A 14,859-nucleotide genomic window follows, 5' to 3' on the forward strand; every position below is an offset into this window, starting at 1 on the left:
ATTTTTTGGCAATAATGAGTGTCTTATAGACCCAGACTAACATTTGATATACTTAAAAGTGTTTTTGTCACGCTGAGCTTGTCGAAGCGCTTCACTCTTGCAATCATAACCTTGGTCCTACTCGTTAATTTTATTACCAAACTGAGTGTAATTTTTTGAGAATAATACCAAATCATCCCAATTACTTTCTATAAGTGCGATCTTCTTTCTTCTGCTCCAACCTTTTATCTTTTTCTCCCATAAAATAGCCTGATCTACTTGAGAAAAGCCCTCACTCCACACCAACTCGACAGGTCTGCGTTTAAATGTGTACGAATCAGGTTTTATCCCAAAATTATGCTGATCGATGCGCAACTCTAAATTACTCGTTACACCAGTATAAAAGCTATTGTCCTTACATTTTACGATATAAACAAAATAGGTTTTCATTTGAAGTAGTTGTTTTGTAAGGTCTTCGACAGGCTCAGACTGACATTCCGATTATAAATTAAATGTCAAACTGAGCCAGCAAAGAATATAGGTAGTCAGATCTCACTTGATTCTACTTCAACTTCTTGTTGTCTAAACCTAGACCTTTCGCCAAGTTGAATAGATTACTGAACAAGGTCTGCTCTTCAGAATCGTGAGAACGTTCTTTAAGATGCATCAGCAAGTTCGCTATGGTCAAGTTTTTAATGTCCTCGGAAGAAACACCATACTTGTCTGCAAATTCTTTTACTTTTTCAAGCAAATTTCCTTTGACATCATCGCTACCAAGAATTGCATTTTTTACATCCTGTATATTGCTACTATTCTCTACTAAACGATCGTATCCTTTAGCCTTTGTGATCTGACCAATAATCTGATCGAAGAACATCGTCTCGCCACCAACAATATCAATTTTAGCAGCTTTAAGTGCATCTCCTATCACCTGAGCCTGAGCATCGGCAATATCTTTCTGAATGTTGATATGTGCTAAGTCAACTTGCAATTCTTTATCCAGACGTAGTTTGAACTCTTCGTGTTCTTTACCTACACCGTCTAGTTTCTTCATTGCATTTGCTTTTTCTTCGATACCGGCTGCATCTGCCATCGCTTTTTCTTTGATCACCGCAGCTTCGGCAAGACCGTCTTTGCGCTTCGCTTCAGCTTTAGCTTCCATACCGGCAGCTTCCGCCTTCATTTTCTTCTCAATGATTGAAGCTTCAACAACTCCCTGACGCTCATTGGCATCTGCCTTGGCGTGCATTACTTGCGCTTCAGACATACCCACAGTTGCTTCTTCTTTTGCTTGCGCTTCTGCAAGAATCTTACGCGCCTGTGCTTCTTTCTCAGAAGCTTCTTTATGCGCAAGTGCCTCGATATTGATTTCTTCAGCTTTTTGCTTAGCCGCTTCTTTTTGAGCTTCTGCAGCTTTTATCGTCTTAATAAGATCTTCTTGAGCATTAGCTTCTGCGATGGTGATTTTTACTTGCTTCTCACGATCTGCAGTTTTAAACGCCTGAATATCCTTCATACTCTCCTGCTCTTCAACCACGCCTTTTTCTAGCATCACGCGATCACGAATCACATCTTGAATATTCTTCTTCTCCACTTCAACTACCTTCTCTTTCTCAATCTGAGCCAAGGTTACTACGCGCTCTCTTTCGGTAGCTTCGAGTAGACGATCTTTTTCAACGCGCTCGGTTTCTACAGCATCGGTGCGTTGCTTATTTTTAGCAGCGACAATGATCTGGCGCTCCATATTTTCTTCAGCAACTTTTACCTTTTCCTGCGTCGCAATACGTGCAGTTTCTGACTTGAGACGTTCTTCTTCTGCAACTTTCATCGTTTCAGCCTCTTCACGGGCTTTGATGTTTGCAATTTCACGTTTTTGCTGCTCTTCTTTTTCAGCCAATTGCTTATCAAGCTCTAAGATCGCTTCACGTGCTTCGACATCCTGCTTACGTATGGTTTTTTCCTCATCACGCTTGATCAGGTTTGCTTTTACGTTTTGAACCGCAGTTAACTCAGTGATTTTCTTAATCCCTTCTGCATCAAGAATATTGTCTGGTTTTAGATGGGTAACCGGTGTTTGCTCTAAAAAGTCAATGGCGCAATCTTCTAAGGTATACCCGTTAAGATCTGTACCAATGATATCTACAATCTCATCACGAAATTCCCGTCGTGCCTCGTACAATTCTATAAACTGGAATTTCTTACCTACGGTTTTTAATGCCTCAGAAAACTTGGCTTCAAAAAGATCTTCAAGGGTTTCTATACGAGAAGCACGGGCAACACCAATGGTCTGCGCTACTTTTTTGATATATGAAATGTCGTTATTTACTCTAACGAAGAACGCCACTTTAATGTCGGCCCGCATATTGTCTTTACAGATAAGCCCTTCTACGCCCAATCTTTCGATCTGGATTTTCTTTACAGAAACATCCATAATTTCCACTCTGTGAAAAACCGGGACAACATAAAGTCCTTTATCGGTAGCCACTTTAGTACCTCCAAAACCGGTACGGATAAGCGCCTGTCCTTGATGGACTTTCTTGTAAAACATCGCGATAATCGCGAAATAAACGATGATTAAGAACAAAAGCACTCCTAATCCAATTCCAATAATTGGTAAAACTTGATTCATTTTTTGATTGATTTATTTAGTCGTTATAATTCTGTACGAGGTAAAAATTCTGATCTTCAGAATGTTTGATAATTAATACGGTGCTGCCGTAGGTCAACGGTTCTCCGGTAAGGGATTTTACATAAATAGACATAGAATTGCCGTCTGCAAGCACTTCGGCATTGCCCATTTTTTCTCCGCTAATACTAGAAAGTAAAGTTGCTTTACGCCCCAAATAGTCCACAGCCACGTCACCGTCTTTATTAAGATGTCTGAAAAAACCTTTAAATGGTGTCGTAAATAATTTGTTGACTATTAACGCCGGAAAAAATGCAATTAACATTATCGCAAAGCCAAAAACCGAATCATAGGTCATTGTAAGGGCCGTTGTTAATGTCGTCATCAACCACCAGATAAATATCCAGCAGGTGAACGTAAACATAAACGGAAGCCCAACGAAATTGAAATAGATCAGAAAAATCTGCCAACCTTTAAGCGGCTTACGGCGTTTGCCTACAACATTTTCTTTTGTCACCTCAACATTTGAGACATCTTCAAAATCCATATTGCCGCCTTCTAAACCGGTATCAAGATCTACATCGGCGTCGACATCTACATCGACATCTACGTCAATATCCAAGTCAAAGTCGATCCCGCCGATCATCGTAACGACCCAATACAGGATTAAGATAATAAGCAATATAGACAGTACAATATTGACTTCTGAAAAGAGTACTTCTGTTAAGGTTGCATCCAATGTTATCCCTGGTTTTTAGAGTCATCAAGACCCAATTGTGATTTCAATTTTTCTAGTTCATCATCAGCTTTAGCTGTAGTCGTATCAGCGGCCTTATCCAGCTCATCATCAATAGATTTTGAAGCATCTGCAATATCCCCATAAGCTTCGGCCAGCGCTTCTTCCTGAGCTACTTTATCTTTCATACGCTCTAGCATAGAAACAGTTCCTGTACTGTCTAATTCTGCCATTTGCTTATTTAAATTCTTTGTGGCATTACTCACTTTCACGCGTGCTTTAAGCGTTTTGAGTTCGTTTTCCCATTTGCTGATATTCGATTTTATATTTTGAATATTCTTTTGCAACTGTTCTACATTTCCGTCAAACTTTTCAGATTCAGCCTTGGCTTGATCAACTTGTTTTTGCGCCTCTTCCTTCTTTATCAAAGCTTCCTTTGCAAGACGATCTGCTTCAGCTGCATCCATTTGTTTATTATGCGCTTTCTTAAGAATCACGATTGCTTTGCTCTGGTAATCTTCAGCTTTATCTTGAAATTGTTCCTGATCGTTTTTTGCTCTAATTGCAAGTGCTTTAACCTGCGCCAGAGCTTCAAGACTTTTATCTAGATCTTGCTTCATATCTCGAATTCCCTGCTCAGTTAATTTGATCGGGTCTTCCATATTATCGATTGCGGAGTTGGCTTCTGCTTCCCCTATTTTGAATAAGCGTTTAAATATGTTCATGAGTTCTAAAGTTTAATATTTTGAAAATTCTATTATTTTATCTGAATATTCACTCATCAATAAACTGAGTGAATTAAGGGAGCCTTCGAGTTCGTTTAAGTCCATATTCTCGATTTGAAGCGTATCTCTAAAGATTACTTTATCACCACTTTCATTTAAAACAAAAGCACCGTGAATGATATCTCTATTCTTTTGTAACAGGCTTTTAAGGACTTTTTCTGAGTGATTATTTATTTTGAAAATAAATTGCTCCAGAATTAGAATGGGTGGAGCAACTCCCAAAATCAGGTTTTTAATTCCTGAATTTTCTTTCTGAACTACAAGTATTCCATCTTCAGGATTTTGAAAACTGATATTAAAGTCCAGTTCGAGTAAATAATCTTTGGTTATATGAAAATGATCTTTCATCTTTTTGGTTACAAGTTGTTAAGAATTTCTAAAAGTTAATAATACGAAAACTAGTTTTTAATTGTTCATATTACGCTAATTATTATTGTTAACAATGAATGAATTAATACTACCATAATGTTCGATTTTTTGATTAGTGATTTCTTGATTGTCTGCAAAAATGAAAATGAATACTAAAAAAAATAGCAGACATTATTATTTTTTGCTAATATTGTTAGGTAAATATAATGAATATTTTATTTATTGCAAATATTATTAGCAAATTATGTCGTTTTTTGGAAAAAATATTAGAAAGATTCGTAGCGTAAAAACGCTAAGTCAACAGGCTTTTGCAGAGTTATTTGACTTAAAAAGAGGCACTTTAGGCGCATATGAAGAAGGAAGAAGTGAACCAAAGATCGAAACTATAATTAAAATTGCTAATTATTTTAGCATACCTATAGATGATCTGCTAACTCGAGAACTTACCGTCAATGAATTGCTGAAATTTAAAAGTTCGTTGTCAGAAATGCACGAGTTATCCCATCCTGAAAGCTTTGTTCAGGTACCTTGTATTACAGAAAAAAATAAAGACGAGTATCTCGAAAACTATAAGAATAAAAAATTCTTAGAAGAAATGATTCAGGTTACTTTACCCATAGAAAACAATGAAACTATGCGCGCTTTTGTGGTAACTAACCTAGAAATGACCAAGCAAAATCAGGGCTTCTTTCCTAAAGACATCGTTTTTGGAACCTTAGTAAAAAAAGACCATTACAAAAATATCGAAGACGGCACTGTGGTATTAGCACATACAAAAAGTCAACTCATATTGCGTAAAGCCTATTTATTGGATAACACACTTGTTTTGAAGGCAGAACATCAAAACATTGACGACTTGAACTTTGCGCTTTCAGAAATACTAGAACTATGGCAAATTACTTCTGTATATCAAAGACGAATTAACCCTATTAATTCTGGTATTGAAGACAAACTGACTATGCTCGAAAAAGAATTCGCCAAATTAAGAAGTCAAATATAAAAGGACGTAAGCTGTTTTACTCAGCAGCTTCAAGTTCTAAATCACTTTTTGCTTGCTGTACGCGTTCTTCTTTCAACTTTTGACGCATTTGTTTTATGGTGAGCGTGCTTCCGTCGTGGCTCCATCCCGGTGGGCCAAAGGCATACATAAACTTATGCTTCAGTTTGGGCGAGCGTTTCATATCGTTCCAAATATCTTTATACTCGTGGGTTAGTATAACCAACGGGTTGTAACTATCTGGTGATTTAGTAACTCCATATTCAATTTCGATTTCCTCGTCAAATTCTTTGAAGGTTCCAAATACCCGGTCAAAAATATTAAGAAAGCCACCGTGGTTTTTATCCATATACTCCAAATTCCGGGCGTGGTGCACTTGGTGCATTGTGTGGGTGTTAAAAACCTTATCAATGATTCCTAACTTCGGTATATATTGGGAATGCAACTGAAATTGCCACAATGCTTCGATACCTAAACAAACCACAAGCATTTCTGGCGGAAAGCCTATTGCGACAATCCAAACGTAGAATAAAGGTTTGTAGAAAATAGTAAACCACCCATTCCGCACTGCGGTACCTAGATTGAAATTTTCTGAAGAATGATGTACGATATGAGCTGCCCAAAAAAAGCGAACCATATGATTCTGGCGATGAAACCAATAATAAGAAAAATCATCTGCCAACTGACAAAGAATCCAAACATACCAGGCATAACCAAAGGATTCCCAACCAAAAATGTTGGTACGCACCCCATCAACCATTGGATTAAAAACATCGTAAACCCAGTTGAATAGCAAAATTACGGTCACGGTTTTTATCAAAGGCGCAATAAGTGTAGAGCCTATTCCCATAGTCAAACTTGCGCCAAGATCCTTCCAATTGTATAATTCGTCGTGATCGTGATGCTTGCTGTAGGTAAGCTCTACTAAAATGAGGCCTAAGAAACAAGGAACTCCGTATATTAACGGGTTTGTAAAATCCATAAAGTTGGTTTGATGATGGTCGAGATTTGTATTTTTTTGGACCCAATATTATACTGTGGTCACTTAAATACTAAAAAGATTTTTTTGTAAATACCTCAAAATATGAGGCGTTTGTTCCAAAAATAACCTTTAGAACACACAAACCAAGAGAAATAAGGTTAAACCCTTAAAAATTGCGATAAATCTTGTGTATTTATACGAAAACTAAAAAGAATCAGATCAAATCGTGCTTTTTTATAGCTTTTTAGCTTCTTCCCAAAAGGTATCCATTTCACCCAACGTCATATCTCGAAGCGCTTTATTGTTTTCTTTTGCCTTTTGCTCTAGATATTGAAAGCGTTTTATGAACTTTTTATTAGTACGCTCCAGAGCACTTTCGGCATCTACTTTTAAGAAACGTGCGTAATTGATCATAGAAAACATCACATCACCAAATTCTGCCTCGATCTTTTCCTGATCTCTAGCTTCAATCTCTACTTGAAGTTCCGCGAGTTCTTCTTGTAATTTTTCAAAAACCTGATGTGGTTCTTCCCAGTCAAACCCTACCCCTGCAACTTTATCTTGAATTCGGCTTGCTTTTACAAGAGCCGGTAACGAGCGTGGCACACCTTCTAAAACAGATTTTTTACCTTCCTTCAGCTTTAAATTTTCCCAATTGCGTTTGACATCTTCTTCATTTTCTACATCAACATCGCCATAAATATGTGGGTGTCGAGAAATGAGTTTTTCGCAAATGCCGTTAGCAACATCTGCAATATCAAAGTCATTAGTCTCGCTTCCTATTTTAGCATAGAAAACAATATGAAGCAGCAAATCGCCCAACTCCTTTTTCACTTCCTCAAGATCATTATCAAGAATAGCATCGCCCAATTCATAAGTCTCTTCGATCGTAAGATGCCTAAGACTTTGTAAGGTTTGCTTGCGGTCCCACGGACACTGTTCCCGAAGTTCATTCATAATAGTTAGCAATCGATCAATGGCTTTTAATTGAGTTGCTCTGTCATTCATAAGGCTAGTATTTTGCAATGAAATAGGTTGAAATAAAAAATCCTTCAGTAAAAGTACCGAAGGATTTGTATATTTTAGTTGTATTTGCGACTATTCTTCTTCGTCTGCTTTTGCAGGTTCAGCAGGCGCTTCAGCAGTTTCTAGTAAATCATTTGCTTGAAGCAAATTGTACCACTGAATCACTTTTTTCATATCGCTTGCATATACACGATCTTCATCAAAATTAGGCAGCACATCAAAAAAGTATGCTTCTAACTCATCTTTAGCAACCTTGTGGCTAATCGCCTTCTCGCCGTTTTCTTTTTCAGCAATTTTAGCAAAAACATCACGTAAAGGTACCTCGCCATCTAAAGTATAAATAGAAATTTCTGAAAGCACACTCACATTATGACGCAATCCTACCGGTATTTTTTTTCCGTCAGTTAATGATTCTGCAATAAAACCAGAACGCGTTTGCGCTCGCAAATGATATAATCCCGGTTTTCCTGAAATTGAAACTATTTTATCTAGACTCATAGTATGTATTTTATCCTTAAACGGATTTTTAAGTGGTTTATTCTAATTTTAAAGGCGGCAAATATCTAGGCTCTTTTTGAATTTTCAAAATTTAAACCGCCTGCAACATCTTTTTTAACGTCCTTTTTTTACTGCCGGAAATCGCATACGGTAATCTGCATTCACTTTTCCTTTACTAATTCCGGCGAGTTTACTTTTAATAATGCGCTTTTTAAGACTGCTCAATTTATCAGTAAACAAGATTCCTTCAATATGATCATACTCGTGCTGAATCACGCGCGCAAGCAACCCATCAAATTCTTCTACGTGCTCGTTAAAATCTTCATCCTGATATTTGATCTTGATGATGGGACATCTAAACACATCTTCATTAATCCCGGGAATACTGAGACAACCTTCGCTAAAAGCCCATTCATCACCGGTTTCTTCTAAAATCTGCGGATTAATAAATGCTTTTTTGAATGTTCTCAAACGCTCTTGTTCCTCATCAGAAAGATCTTCGTCGTCTGCAAAAGGGGTCGCATCAACTACAAATAATCTAATCGCTTTGCCTATTTGCGGAGCAGCAAGGCCCACCCCACTAGCGCCATACATAGTTTCAAACATATTGGCTACAAGCTCCTTTAGCTCAGGATAATCTTGAGGAATTTCTACTGCTTTTTTGCGTAAAACCGGATCGCCGTAAGCAACTATAGGTAATATCATTTTTAAACTTTTTAGTTATACTTCAACCTATTGATACAAATAGGTTTGAAGAATAATCGTAGCACTTATTTCATCAAGAAGCGCCTTATTTTTTCTTTGTTTCTTTTTCAATCCGCTGTCTAGCATGGTCTGTGCCGCCATCTTTGAAGTAAACCGCTCATCAACTCTTTTGATTGGGATCGAAGTAATTTTTTCTAAACTTTCGCGAAATTTCAATATTTCAGCTTCTACGTGAGAAGCTTCGTTATTCATTCGTTTGGGCTCTCCTAATAAGATGAGTTCTACGTTCTCTTCAGCAAAGTATTTTTTCAGAAAATCGAGAAGCTCTTTTGTGTTCACCGTTGTCAATCCTGAAGCGATTAGCTGCAGCTCATCGGTCACAGCGATGCCCGTTCTTTTCGTTCCAAAATCTAATGCCAGTATTCGCCCCATCTTACACATTGCTCGAGAGGTTCTTTATAAAACATTTAAAAATCAAAAATCTGCTTTTTAAAAGCTACTTGAACCTGCCCCGAATTTTATTTTGGCAAAAATAAGATTTTAGAAGCATATAGAATCAAAGCCCTTGGTATTCTTTGATACACGATTAGATTTCCAGAGTATTTAGTAAATACGCCTAACTTGAGGTCAGCTCAATAGGCAGTACTTGAAAACAAATGATGGTATTTTCGTTTTTTAGACACGCCTAGGCTATATTTGAACCCGCAAAAATTGAACTAATCAACAAATAATAAAATTTAGAAATGCAACAAGTAAAAAATCTTATTGAAGCAGCCTGGGAAGACCGTTCGCTTCTTTCTGATAGTGTAACTCAAGACGCAATACGCGAAGTTATAGAACTCATCGACGGCGGTACGCTGCGCGTTGCAGAACCTAAAGGTGATGACTGGCAGGTGAATGAATGGGTTAAAAAAGCAGTAGTGCTTTATTTCCCTATTCAAAAAATGGAAAAATTAGAAGTTGGTATTTTTGAATACCACGATAAAATGCCACTTAAAAAAGGATATCAGGATAAAGGAATTCGTGTGGTTCCTCACGCTGTTGCACGTCACGGTGCCTTTATTTCAAAAGGGGTTATTATGATGCCGAGTTATGTAAACATCGGTGCTTATGTAGATGAAGGCACCATGGTTGACACTTGGGCAACTGTAGGAAGCTGTGCACAGATTGGTAAAAACGTTCACCTGAGTGGTGGTGTAGGAATTGGTGGTGTACTAGAGCCTTTACAAGCTGCTCCGGTAATTATTGAAGACAACGCATTTATAGGATCACGTTGTATCGTGGTTGAAGGGGTACGCGTAGGTAAAGAGGCTGTTCTTGGAGCTAACGTAGTTCTTACTGCTTCTACTAAGATCATTGATGTAACCGGTGACGAACCTAAAGAAATGAAAGGTGCTGTGCCTCCACGTTCGGTGGTGATCCCTGGAAGTTATACTAAGAAATTTGCCGCAGGAGAATACAATGTTCCTTGTGCATTGATCATTGGTACGCGTAAAGAAAGCACCAATAAAAAGACTTCGCTTAACGACGCGCTACGTGAGTATGATGTAGCGGTGTAGTTTTCTAAATACAGAAAATGAAAATTTTAGTGATTCAGCAAAAGATGATAGGTGACGTTTTAACGTCATCTATCCTTTTTAGAGCCATACGTGAACAGTTTCCAGATGCTGAATTGCACTATTTAATTCAATCGCACACCTTACCTGTGGTTGAAAACAATCCGTATATCGATCAGATAATTTTTGATCGCACAACTGCCGAAGCTACGAATGTAAGCCTTCCTGTTTTTGCAAAATACATGGCAGAAGCGCGTTACGACTATATCCTTGATGTCTATTCAAAACTAGGTACTGCCTTTTTGTGTTTACCCAGCAGCGCAAAAAGTATTGGTTATAAAAAATGGTATACCCAATTTGTGTACAACAAAACTATAAGCTACCTAAAAAAGCCTAAAACCAATGCCGGTTTGGCTATCGAGAACCGACTTCGGTTACTTCAAATTTTACCGGGAAATTTCCCAGATTCTTTCAAACCTAAAATCTACCTCACTGCTGAAGAGAAAAATAAAGCGCTCCAGTTTTTACGCGAGGCTGAAGTAGCTATTGAAGCTCCAATTTTTATGATTGGTTTATTGGGTAGTGCTCCTAACAAAACTTACCCTCTGGAGTATTTGGCTCAATTATTAGAGGTGCTCGTTCAAGAAAAACCGGAAGCACAAATATTACTGAATTATATTCCCAGTCAAAAAGAAGCTGTAGATCAATTTTTAAACGTTTGCTCAGCCGAATTAAAAGCGAAAGTTTTTCCGAAAGTTTATACTGCAAATCTTCGTGAGTTTATTGCCGTTCTATCCCATTGTAAAGCCTTGATAGGTAATGAAGGTGGCGCTGTAAATATGGCTAAAGCACTTGATGTGCCTACGTTTGCAATCTTCTCTCCGTGGATCAGTAAAGAAGCCTGGGCTCTTTTTGAAGATGAAAAAAATGTTGCAGTTCACCTAAGCGATTTCAAGCCGGAGTATTTTCAGAAGAAATCCAATAAGCACATCAAAAAAGAAACCGAAACCTTGTACAAACAGTTCGTACCAGACCTTATAAAGCCTCAACTAGCAACATTTCTTAGGAATCTTTCTTGATCCCAAAAGCGGTGTAGGTTTTTTGTTGAGCTTTAGTTTCCTTTCTAATTTCAGCATTCTTTATAAGCATCTCTTCTTTCACGTAACCTCGAGCGTGATCGAGATGTACGCAAACTGCACTGTATCTAATTTGTTTTGACTTAATACCTTTATTAAAAAGGCGCTCTCCCAACTCGCGGTCTTCTCCCCCATATTGCATACGTTCATCAAAACCGTTGACTGCAAGTATTTCTTCTTTCCATCCACTAGAATTATGCCCGTTCCACGTAGGTTTAGTTGGCGTTACCGCATTAAGCAATCGCGCTTCTAAACCCCTTGCTGAAAGCTTTTTATTTTTGATAGAAGCTTTCAAGCCTTGTGCTTTAAGCCAGTTGAGATCAAAACAGTGCTGCTGTTCAATGTCGTCTTTGGTAATCGCTTGGGAAATATGCATTGGCAATTTGAAGTACCCTCCAGAAAGAAAATATCCTTGTTCTCGATACTTGAGATGCACCTCGACAAAATCTGCCTTAGGTATACAATCGCCATCAGACATTAAAATATAATCAGCGCTACTCGCCTCGACAGCTTTATTTAAAATGATGGTTTTTCTAAAACCGATATCCTCGTGCCAAACATGAACAATAGGTCGCTCAAAAACAGTAGAGAATGCTTCGATTGCCGCTTTGGTTTGCGTATCTGACCCGTCATCTGCGATGATAATTTCAAAATCTTTAAAGGTTTGAAAAGCATATCCCCATAGGGTTTTCTTCAGCCAGTCGACCGCATTGTAGGTACTGATGATAATCGATAGCTCCGGTTTTTTCTCCATAAATCAAAGAAAACAAATTTAATCTTAAAACCATATTTTAATTAGCTTTACGCTTCAGCAATTGATGGAAAAACTCACCGTAATCATACCCACGTTTAATGAAGCAGCTCATATTGAGGCCGCTATACAATCGGTATTATTTGCTGATGAGATTATAATCGTAGATTCCTTCAGCACCGATGAAACGCTAGGAATTGCTCAAAAATTTCCGGTAAAAATACTTCAGCGAGAATATGAATATTCAGCTTCACAAAAGAATTGGGCAATTCCGCAGGCTACACATAAATGGATTTTTATTCTAGACGCGGATGAACGTGTATTTCCTAGCTTAAAAGATGAAATTCTGAATATTCTTAAAAATCCAGATCCAGAAATTGTCGCTTATTGGGTGTACCGCAACAACCATTTTATCAATAAAAAAATCAAGTACAGTGGCTGGCAAAACGATAAAGTAATTCGGCTTTTTAAGAAAGAATTTTGCAGCTATGAAGATAAAAGAGTGCACGCCGAAATTATACCTCAAGGACGTGTTTCATTTTTAAAAAATCTTTTAGATCATTATAGTTTTACTTCTATTCATCAGTTTACCACAAAACTCAACCGTTATGCGGTTTGGCAAGCGCAAGACTATGACTCACAAACCGGAAGCATCACAGCCTATCATTTTCTATTCAAACCGAGCTGGCGCTTTTTTAAACATTATGTTTTACAGCAAGGTTTTAGAGACGGGATTCCCGGTTTGACGATAAGTTATCTTCAAGCCTACGCGGTTTTTATGCGATATGTAAATCTTTGGATTTTGAGAAATTCGAAGAAAAACTAAATCACTTTTTCCAGAATTTCACCTTCTTTTTGAAAGCCTGTTTTTTCGCAAAATGCTCTTGAAAATCCTGTGTTGCCTTCCACATCGCGACTTTGGTTTTAGCTTCATCGTAGTCTCCTACTCTGGCATATTCCTCAGCCATAATATCAACCATTTCCTTCTTTGGGGTCAATCGGGCAAAATTTTGAATACGGGTTTCAAAATCCAGCGGCTTAAATTCCATTCGGTTTAAATCAACTAAATAGAAATCATAGCCTTTTTCGGTTTGTACGATCAACGTATTTCCGGCAGAATGATCTAAAAAATGAATCTGTTTCTCGTGCATCTCATAGGTAAAGCGCGTGAAGGCTTTAAGAATCTCAATACGATTGGGAAAGTCCTCTTCGTTGATCAAGGTTCTAAAGGTTGCATCAGCTTCAACCAACTTACACGCGTAAAAACTTTTACCAAAAAAGATTCCGTTGGATTCTATTGCGTACCCTAAGGGAAAGGGCGTTAAAATACCTTTATCAAGCAATTTACACGCATACTCATACGATCGTTGTGCTTTTGATTTCCTGAAGTACTGGTACGCGATTTTATTGACCAGATTGGGAATTTTAAATCGTTTTACAGTGACTTTAGTTCCCTCAAGATCAAAGACTTTAATCTGGTTACGGTTGCCGTCTGCCAAAATTTTTCCTTGATTTTCAAAATGAACAAAAAAGGCTTTTAGTTTTAAAAGACTATTTTTGACCGATTTGTGAACTATGATTTTCATTGAGGAAATTTAGATTGCAAAAGTAGTTTTAATTGAATAAGAACTCAACACGGATTCCTAAAAGAATGAAGCAGGTTTTTCTCGAATCTCATAACATCAAAAATCTATGTTCTGGGCTAGGACAATTTAATTATCACCTCATCAAAGGTTTTTATGAATGTGCAGCTGATGATTTTAAGTTTGTTGTTCACGCCAAGAATATTAAAGGACTCAAAGCTGAGTTTGGTGATTTCTTTAAGTATCAGCCTTACTTTTCAATCACCCGGTACCGATATCTTAGATTGCCAAATAAATACACCATCTGGCATTCTATGAACCAAAACACTAAGGTAGAACCTCGATTTGAGATGCCTTACGTGCTTACCATACATGATGTTCATTTTGCTGAAGAACAAGACAGTGACGAAAAAGCTTCAAGTGTCAAGCGCTTTAAAGAAAAATTAAAACGCGCAAATGCCATTGTCTACATTTCAAAATATGCTCAAAAGGCAACCCATCGTCATTTTGATACCTCAGGAATTCCCGAGTACATTATTTACAATGGGAACCCGATGGCAGACACTAGCATTCCTGAAAATTATAATCCAGAACTAAAAATTTCAGGTCCTTATTTATTTACGATTGGTGAATTTGTTCCTCGAAAAAACTTTCACGTTTTGCTAGAAATGCTGAAGTACTTACCAGATTATAAATTGATCATTGCAGGAAACTCAGACCGTCCTTATTTACAAAAGATCAATGCATTGATCACGGAGCTTTCTTTAGAAGATCGCGTTTTTATTCCCGGAAAAATTTCAGAAACTGAAAAAAAATATCACCTCAAAAATTGTGAGGCTTTTGTGTTTCCTACACTTAAAGAAGGTTTTGGAATTCCTATTATCGAAGCTTTAAGTTATGGTACCGCTGTAATCACCTCAGACAACACTTCGCTTCCCGAAGTGGGACGTAGTTTTGCAACCTATTGGAAACATTATGAGCCGGAATATATGGCGCAGAAAGTTTTAGAAGGAATTGATCGTTTTCAAGATCAGGAGTTCGTTGAGAACGCAAAAAAACACGCGCAATCCTTCAGTTGGAAAAACACCGCCAAACAATACCTTGAAGTGTATAACGATATACTGCAGTAA

General features: G+C 37.6%; 17 protein-coding genes. 5 read left to right on the forward strand and 12 right to left on the reverse strand.

Annotation, left to right across the window (positions count from 1 at the left end; all coding sequences use genetic code 11):
• Nucleotides 1–117: 117 nt before the first annotated feature.
• The 5 genes from MED217_RS11210 to MED217_RS11230 all read right to left on the reverse strand — a co-directional run bounded on the left by MED217_RS11210 (nt 118) and on the right by MED217_RS11230 (nt 4,474).
• Entirely contained in the window at nt 118–429 is a 312-nt protein-coding gene (locus tag MED217_RS11210) for a GIY-YIG nuclease family protein (protein WP_009780639.1), read from the reverse strand.
• A 112-nt stretch (nt 430–541) separates the two neighbouring features.
• Nucleotides 542–2,608, reverse strand: coding sequence for a flotillin family protein (locus tag MED217_RS11215; protein ID WP_009780640.1), 2,067 nt, complete (start codon nt 2,606–2,608; stop codon nt 542–544).
• Nucleotides 2,609–2,624: 16 nt separating this feature from the next.
• Nucleotides 2,625–3,344: an OB-fold-containig protein gene (locus MED217_RS11220; protein WP_009780641.1), complete on the reverse strand. Its 720-nt coding sequence runs from the start codon at nt 3,342–3,344 to the stop codon at nt 2,625–2,627.
• 2 nt (nt 3,345–3,346) lie between these two features.
• Nucleotides 3,347–4,066, reverse strand: coding sequence for a PspA/IM30 family protein (locus tag MED217_RS11225; protein ID WP_009780642.1), 720 nt, complete (start codon nt 4,064–4,066; stop codon nt 3,347–3,349).
• A gap of 12 nt (nt 4,067–4,078) precedes the next feature.
• On the reverse strand, nt 4,079–4,474 hold the full coding sequence (locus tag MED217_RS11230) for a type III secretion system chaperone family protein (protein WP_009780643.1): 396 nt from the start codon (nt 4,472–4,474) through the stop codon (nt 4,079–4,081).
• Nucleotides 4,475–4,739: 265 nt separating this feature from the next.
• On the opposite strand from MED217_RS11230, the gene MED217_RS11235 reads away from it, so the two are divergent.
• The gene (locus tag MED217_RS11235) at nt 4,740–5,495 is read left to right on the forward strand and encodes a helix-turn-helix domain-containing protein (protein ID WP_009780644.1); all 756 of its coding nucleotides are present in this window, start codon (nt 4,740–4,742) and stop codon (nt 5,493–5,495) included.
• Between the two features lie 16 nt (nt 5,496–5,511).
• Here the strand turns inward: MED217_RS11235 and MED217_RS11240 are convergent, their stop codons facing one another.
• The 5 genes from MED217_RS11240 to ruvX all read right to left on the reverse strand — a co-directional run bounded on the left by MED217_RS11240 (nt 5,512) and on the right by ruvX (nt 9,135).
• Nucleotides 5,512–6,474 carry a sterol desaturase family protein gene (locus tag MED217_RS11240; RefSeq protein ID WP_009780645.1) on the reverse strand — a complete coding sequence of 321 codons (963 nt, stop codon included), beginning with the start codon at nt 6,472–6,474 and terminating at the stop codon, nt 5,512–5,514.
• 234 nt (nt 6,475–6,708) lie between these two features.
• A complete protein-coding gene (gene mazG, locus MED217_RS11245) occupies nt 6,709–7,482 on the reverse strand; it encodes a nucleoside triphosphate pyrophosphohydrolase (protein ID WP_009780646.1) in 774 nt (257 codons plus the stop codon).
• Nucleotides 7,483–7,572: 90 nt separating this feature from the next.
• Complete coding sequence (locus tag MED217_RS11250) at nt 7,573–7,998, reverse strand: DUF5606 family protein (protein ID WP_009780647.1); 426 nt, start codon at nt 7,996–7,998, stop codon at nt 7,573–7,575.
• Nucleotides 7,999–8,112: 114 nt separating this feature from the next.
• On the reverse strand, nt 8,113–8,703 hold the full coding sequence (gene def / locus MED217_RS11255; protein WP_009780648.1) for a peptide deformylase: 591 nt from the start codon (nt 8,701–8,703) through the stop codon (nt 8,113–8,115).
• A 27-nt stretch (nt 8,704–8,730) separates the two neighbouring features.
• The gene (gene ruvX, locus MED217_RS11260; protein WP_009780649.1) at nt 8,731–9,135 is read right to left on the reverse strand and encodes a Holliday junction resolvase RuvX; all 405 of its coding nucleotides are present in this window, start codon (nt 9,133–9,135) and stop codon (nt 8,731–8,733) included.
• A 311-nt stretch (nt 9,136–9,446) separates the two neighbouring features.
• Here ruvX and MED217_RS11265 point away from each other — a divergent pair, with 311 nt between their 5' ends.
• Nucleotides 9,447–10,262 carry a 2,3,4,5-tetrahydropyridine-2,6-dicarboxylate N-succinyltransferase gene (locus tag MED217_RS11265; RefSeq protein WP_009780650.1) on the forward strand — a complete coding sequence of 272 codons (816 nt, stop codon included), beginning with the start codon at nt 9,447–9,449 and terminating at the stop codon, nt 10,260–10,262.
• Between the two features lie 17 nt (nt 10,263–10,279).
• Nucleotides 10,280–11,338 carry a glycosyltransferase family 9 protein gene (locus tag MED217_RS11270; protein ID WP_009780651.1) on the forward strand — a complete coding sequence of 353 codons (1,059 nt, stop codon included), beginning with the start codon at nt 10,280–10,282 and terminating at the stop codon, nt 11,336–11,338.
• Here the strand turns inward: MED217_RS11270 and MED217_RS11275 are convergent.
• Nucleotides 11,322–12,149 carry a glycosyltransferase family 2 protein gene (locus MED217_RS11275; RefSeq protein ID WP_009780652.1) on the reverse strand — a complete coding sequence of 276 codons (828 nt, stop codon included), beginning with the start codon at nt 12,147–12,149 and terminating at the stop codon, nt 11,322–11,324. The two genes, MED217_RS11270 and MED217_RS11275, sit on opposite strands and share 17 nt — an antisense overlap.
• A 64-nt stretch (nt 12,150–12,213) precedes the next feature.
• On the opposite strand from MED217_RS11275, the gene MED217_RS11280 reads away from it, so the two are divergent.
• Nucleotides 12,214–12,972, forward strand: a complete 759-nt coding sequence (locus MED217_RS11280; protein WP_009780653.1) for a glycosyltransferase family 2 protein — start codon at nt 12,214–12,216, stop codon at nt 12,970–12,972.
• Nucleotide 12,973: 1 nt separating this feature from the next.
• Here the strand turns inward: MED217_RS11280 and MED217_RS11285 are convergent, their stop codons facing one another.
• Entirely contained in the window at nt 12,974–13,732 is a 759-nt protein-coding gene (locus MED217_RS11285) for a hypothetical protein (protein WP_009780654.1), read from the reverse strand.
• A gap of 65 nt (nt 13,733–13,797) precedes the next feature.
• Here MED217_RS11285 and MED217_RS11290 point away from each other — a divergent pair, with 65 nt between their 5' ends.
• Nucleotides 13,798–14,859, forward strand: a complete 1,062-nt coding sequence (locus MED217_RS11290) for a glycosyltransferase family 4 protein (RefSeq protein ID WP_009780655.1) — start codon at nt 13,798–13,800, stop codon at nt 14,857–14,859.

The sequence above is a fragment of the Leeuwenhoekiella blandensis MED217 genome, assembly GCF_000152985.1.
Classification (GTDB): domain Bacteria; phylum Bacteroidota; class Bacteroidia; order Flavobacteriales; family Flavobacteriaceae; genus Leeuwenhoekiella; species Leeuwenhoekiella blandensis.

Excerpts from the sequence above, each read along its gene's own strand:
- MED217_RS11210 (WP_009780639.1), bottom strand. The coding sequence starts at position 429 with ATGAAAACCTATTTTGTTTATATCGTAAAATGTAAGGACAATAGCTTT.
- MED217_RS11215 (WP_009780640.1), bottom strand. The coding sequence starts at position 2,608 with ATGAATCAAGTTTTACCAATTATTGGAATTGGATTAGGAGTGCTTTTG.
- MED217_RS11225 (WP_009780642.1), bottom strand. The coding sequence starts at position 4,066 with ATGAACATATTTAAACGCTTATTCAAAATAGGGGAAGCAGAAGCCAAC.
- MED217_RS11230 (WP_009780643.1), bottom strand. The coding sequence starts at position 4,474 with ATGAAAGATCATTTTCATATAACCAAAGATTATTTACTCGAACTGGAC.
- MED217_RS11235 (WP_009780644.1), top strand. The coding sequence starts at position 4,740 with ATGTCGTTTTTTGGAAAAAATATTAGAAAGATTCGTAGCGTAAAAACG.
- MED217_RS11240 (WP_009780645.1), bottom strand. The coding sequence starts at position 6,474 with ATGGATTTTACAAACCCGTTAATATACGGAGTTCCTTGTTTCTTAGGC.
- mazG (WP_009780646.1), bottom strand. The coding sequence starts at position 7,482 with ATGAATGACAGAGCAACTCAATTAAAAGCCATTGATCGATTGCTAACT.
- MED217_RS11250 (WP_009780647.1), bottom strand. The coding sequence starts at position 7,998 with ATGAGTCTAGATAAAATAGTTTCAATTTCAGGAAAACCGGGATTATAT.
- def (WP_009780648.1), bottom strand. The coding sequence starts at position 8,703 with ATGATATTACCTATAGTTGCTTACGGCGATCCGGTTTTACGCAAAAAA.
- ruvX (WP_009780649.1), bottom strand. The coding sequence starts at position 9,135 with ATGGGGCGAATACTGGCATTAGATTTTGGAACGAAAAGAACGGGCATC.
- MED217_RS11265 (WP_009780650.1), top strand. The coding sequence starts at position 9,447 with ATGCAACAAGTAAAAAATCTTATTGAAGCAGCCTGGGAAGACCGTTCG.
- MED217_RS11270 (WP_009780651.1), top strand. The coding sequence starts at position 10,280 with ATGAAAATTTTAGTGATTCAGCAAAAGATGATAGGTGACGTTTTAACG.
- MED217_RS11275 (WP_009780652.1), bottom strand. The coding sequence starts at position 12,149 with ATGGAGAAAAAACCGGAGCTATCGATTATCATCAGTACCTACAATGCG.
- MED217_RS11280 (WP_009780653.1), top strand. The coding sequence starts at position 12,214 with ATGGAAAAACTCACCGTAATCATACCCACGTTTAATGAAGCAGCTCAT.
- MED217_RS11285 (WP_009780654.1), bottom strand. The coding sequence starts at position 13,732 with ATGAAAATCATAGTTCACAAATCGGTCAAAAATAGTCTTTTAAAACTA.
- MED217_RS11290 (WP_009780655.1), top strand. The coding sequence starts at position 13,798 with ATGAAGCAGGTTTTTCTCGAATCTCATAACATCAAAAATCTATGTTCT.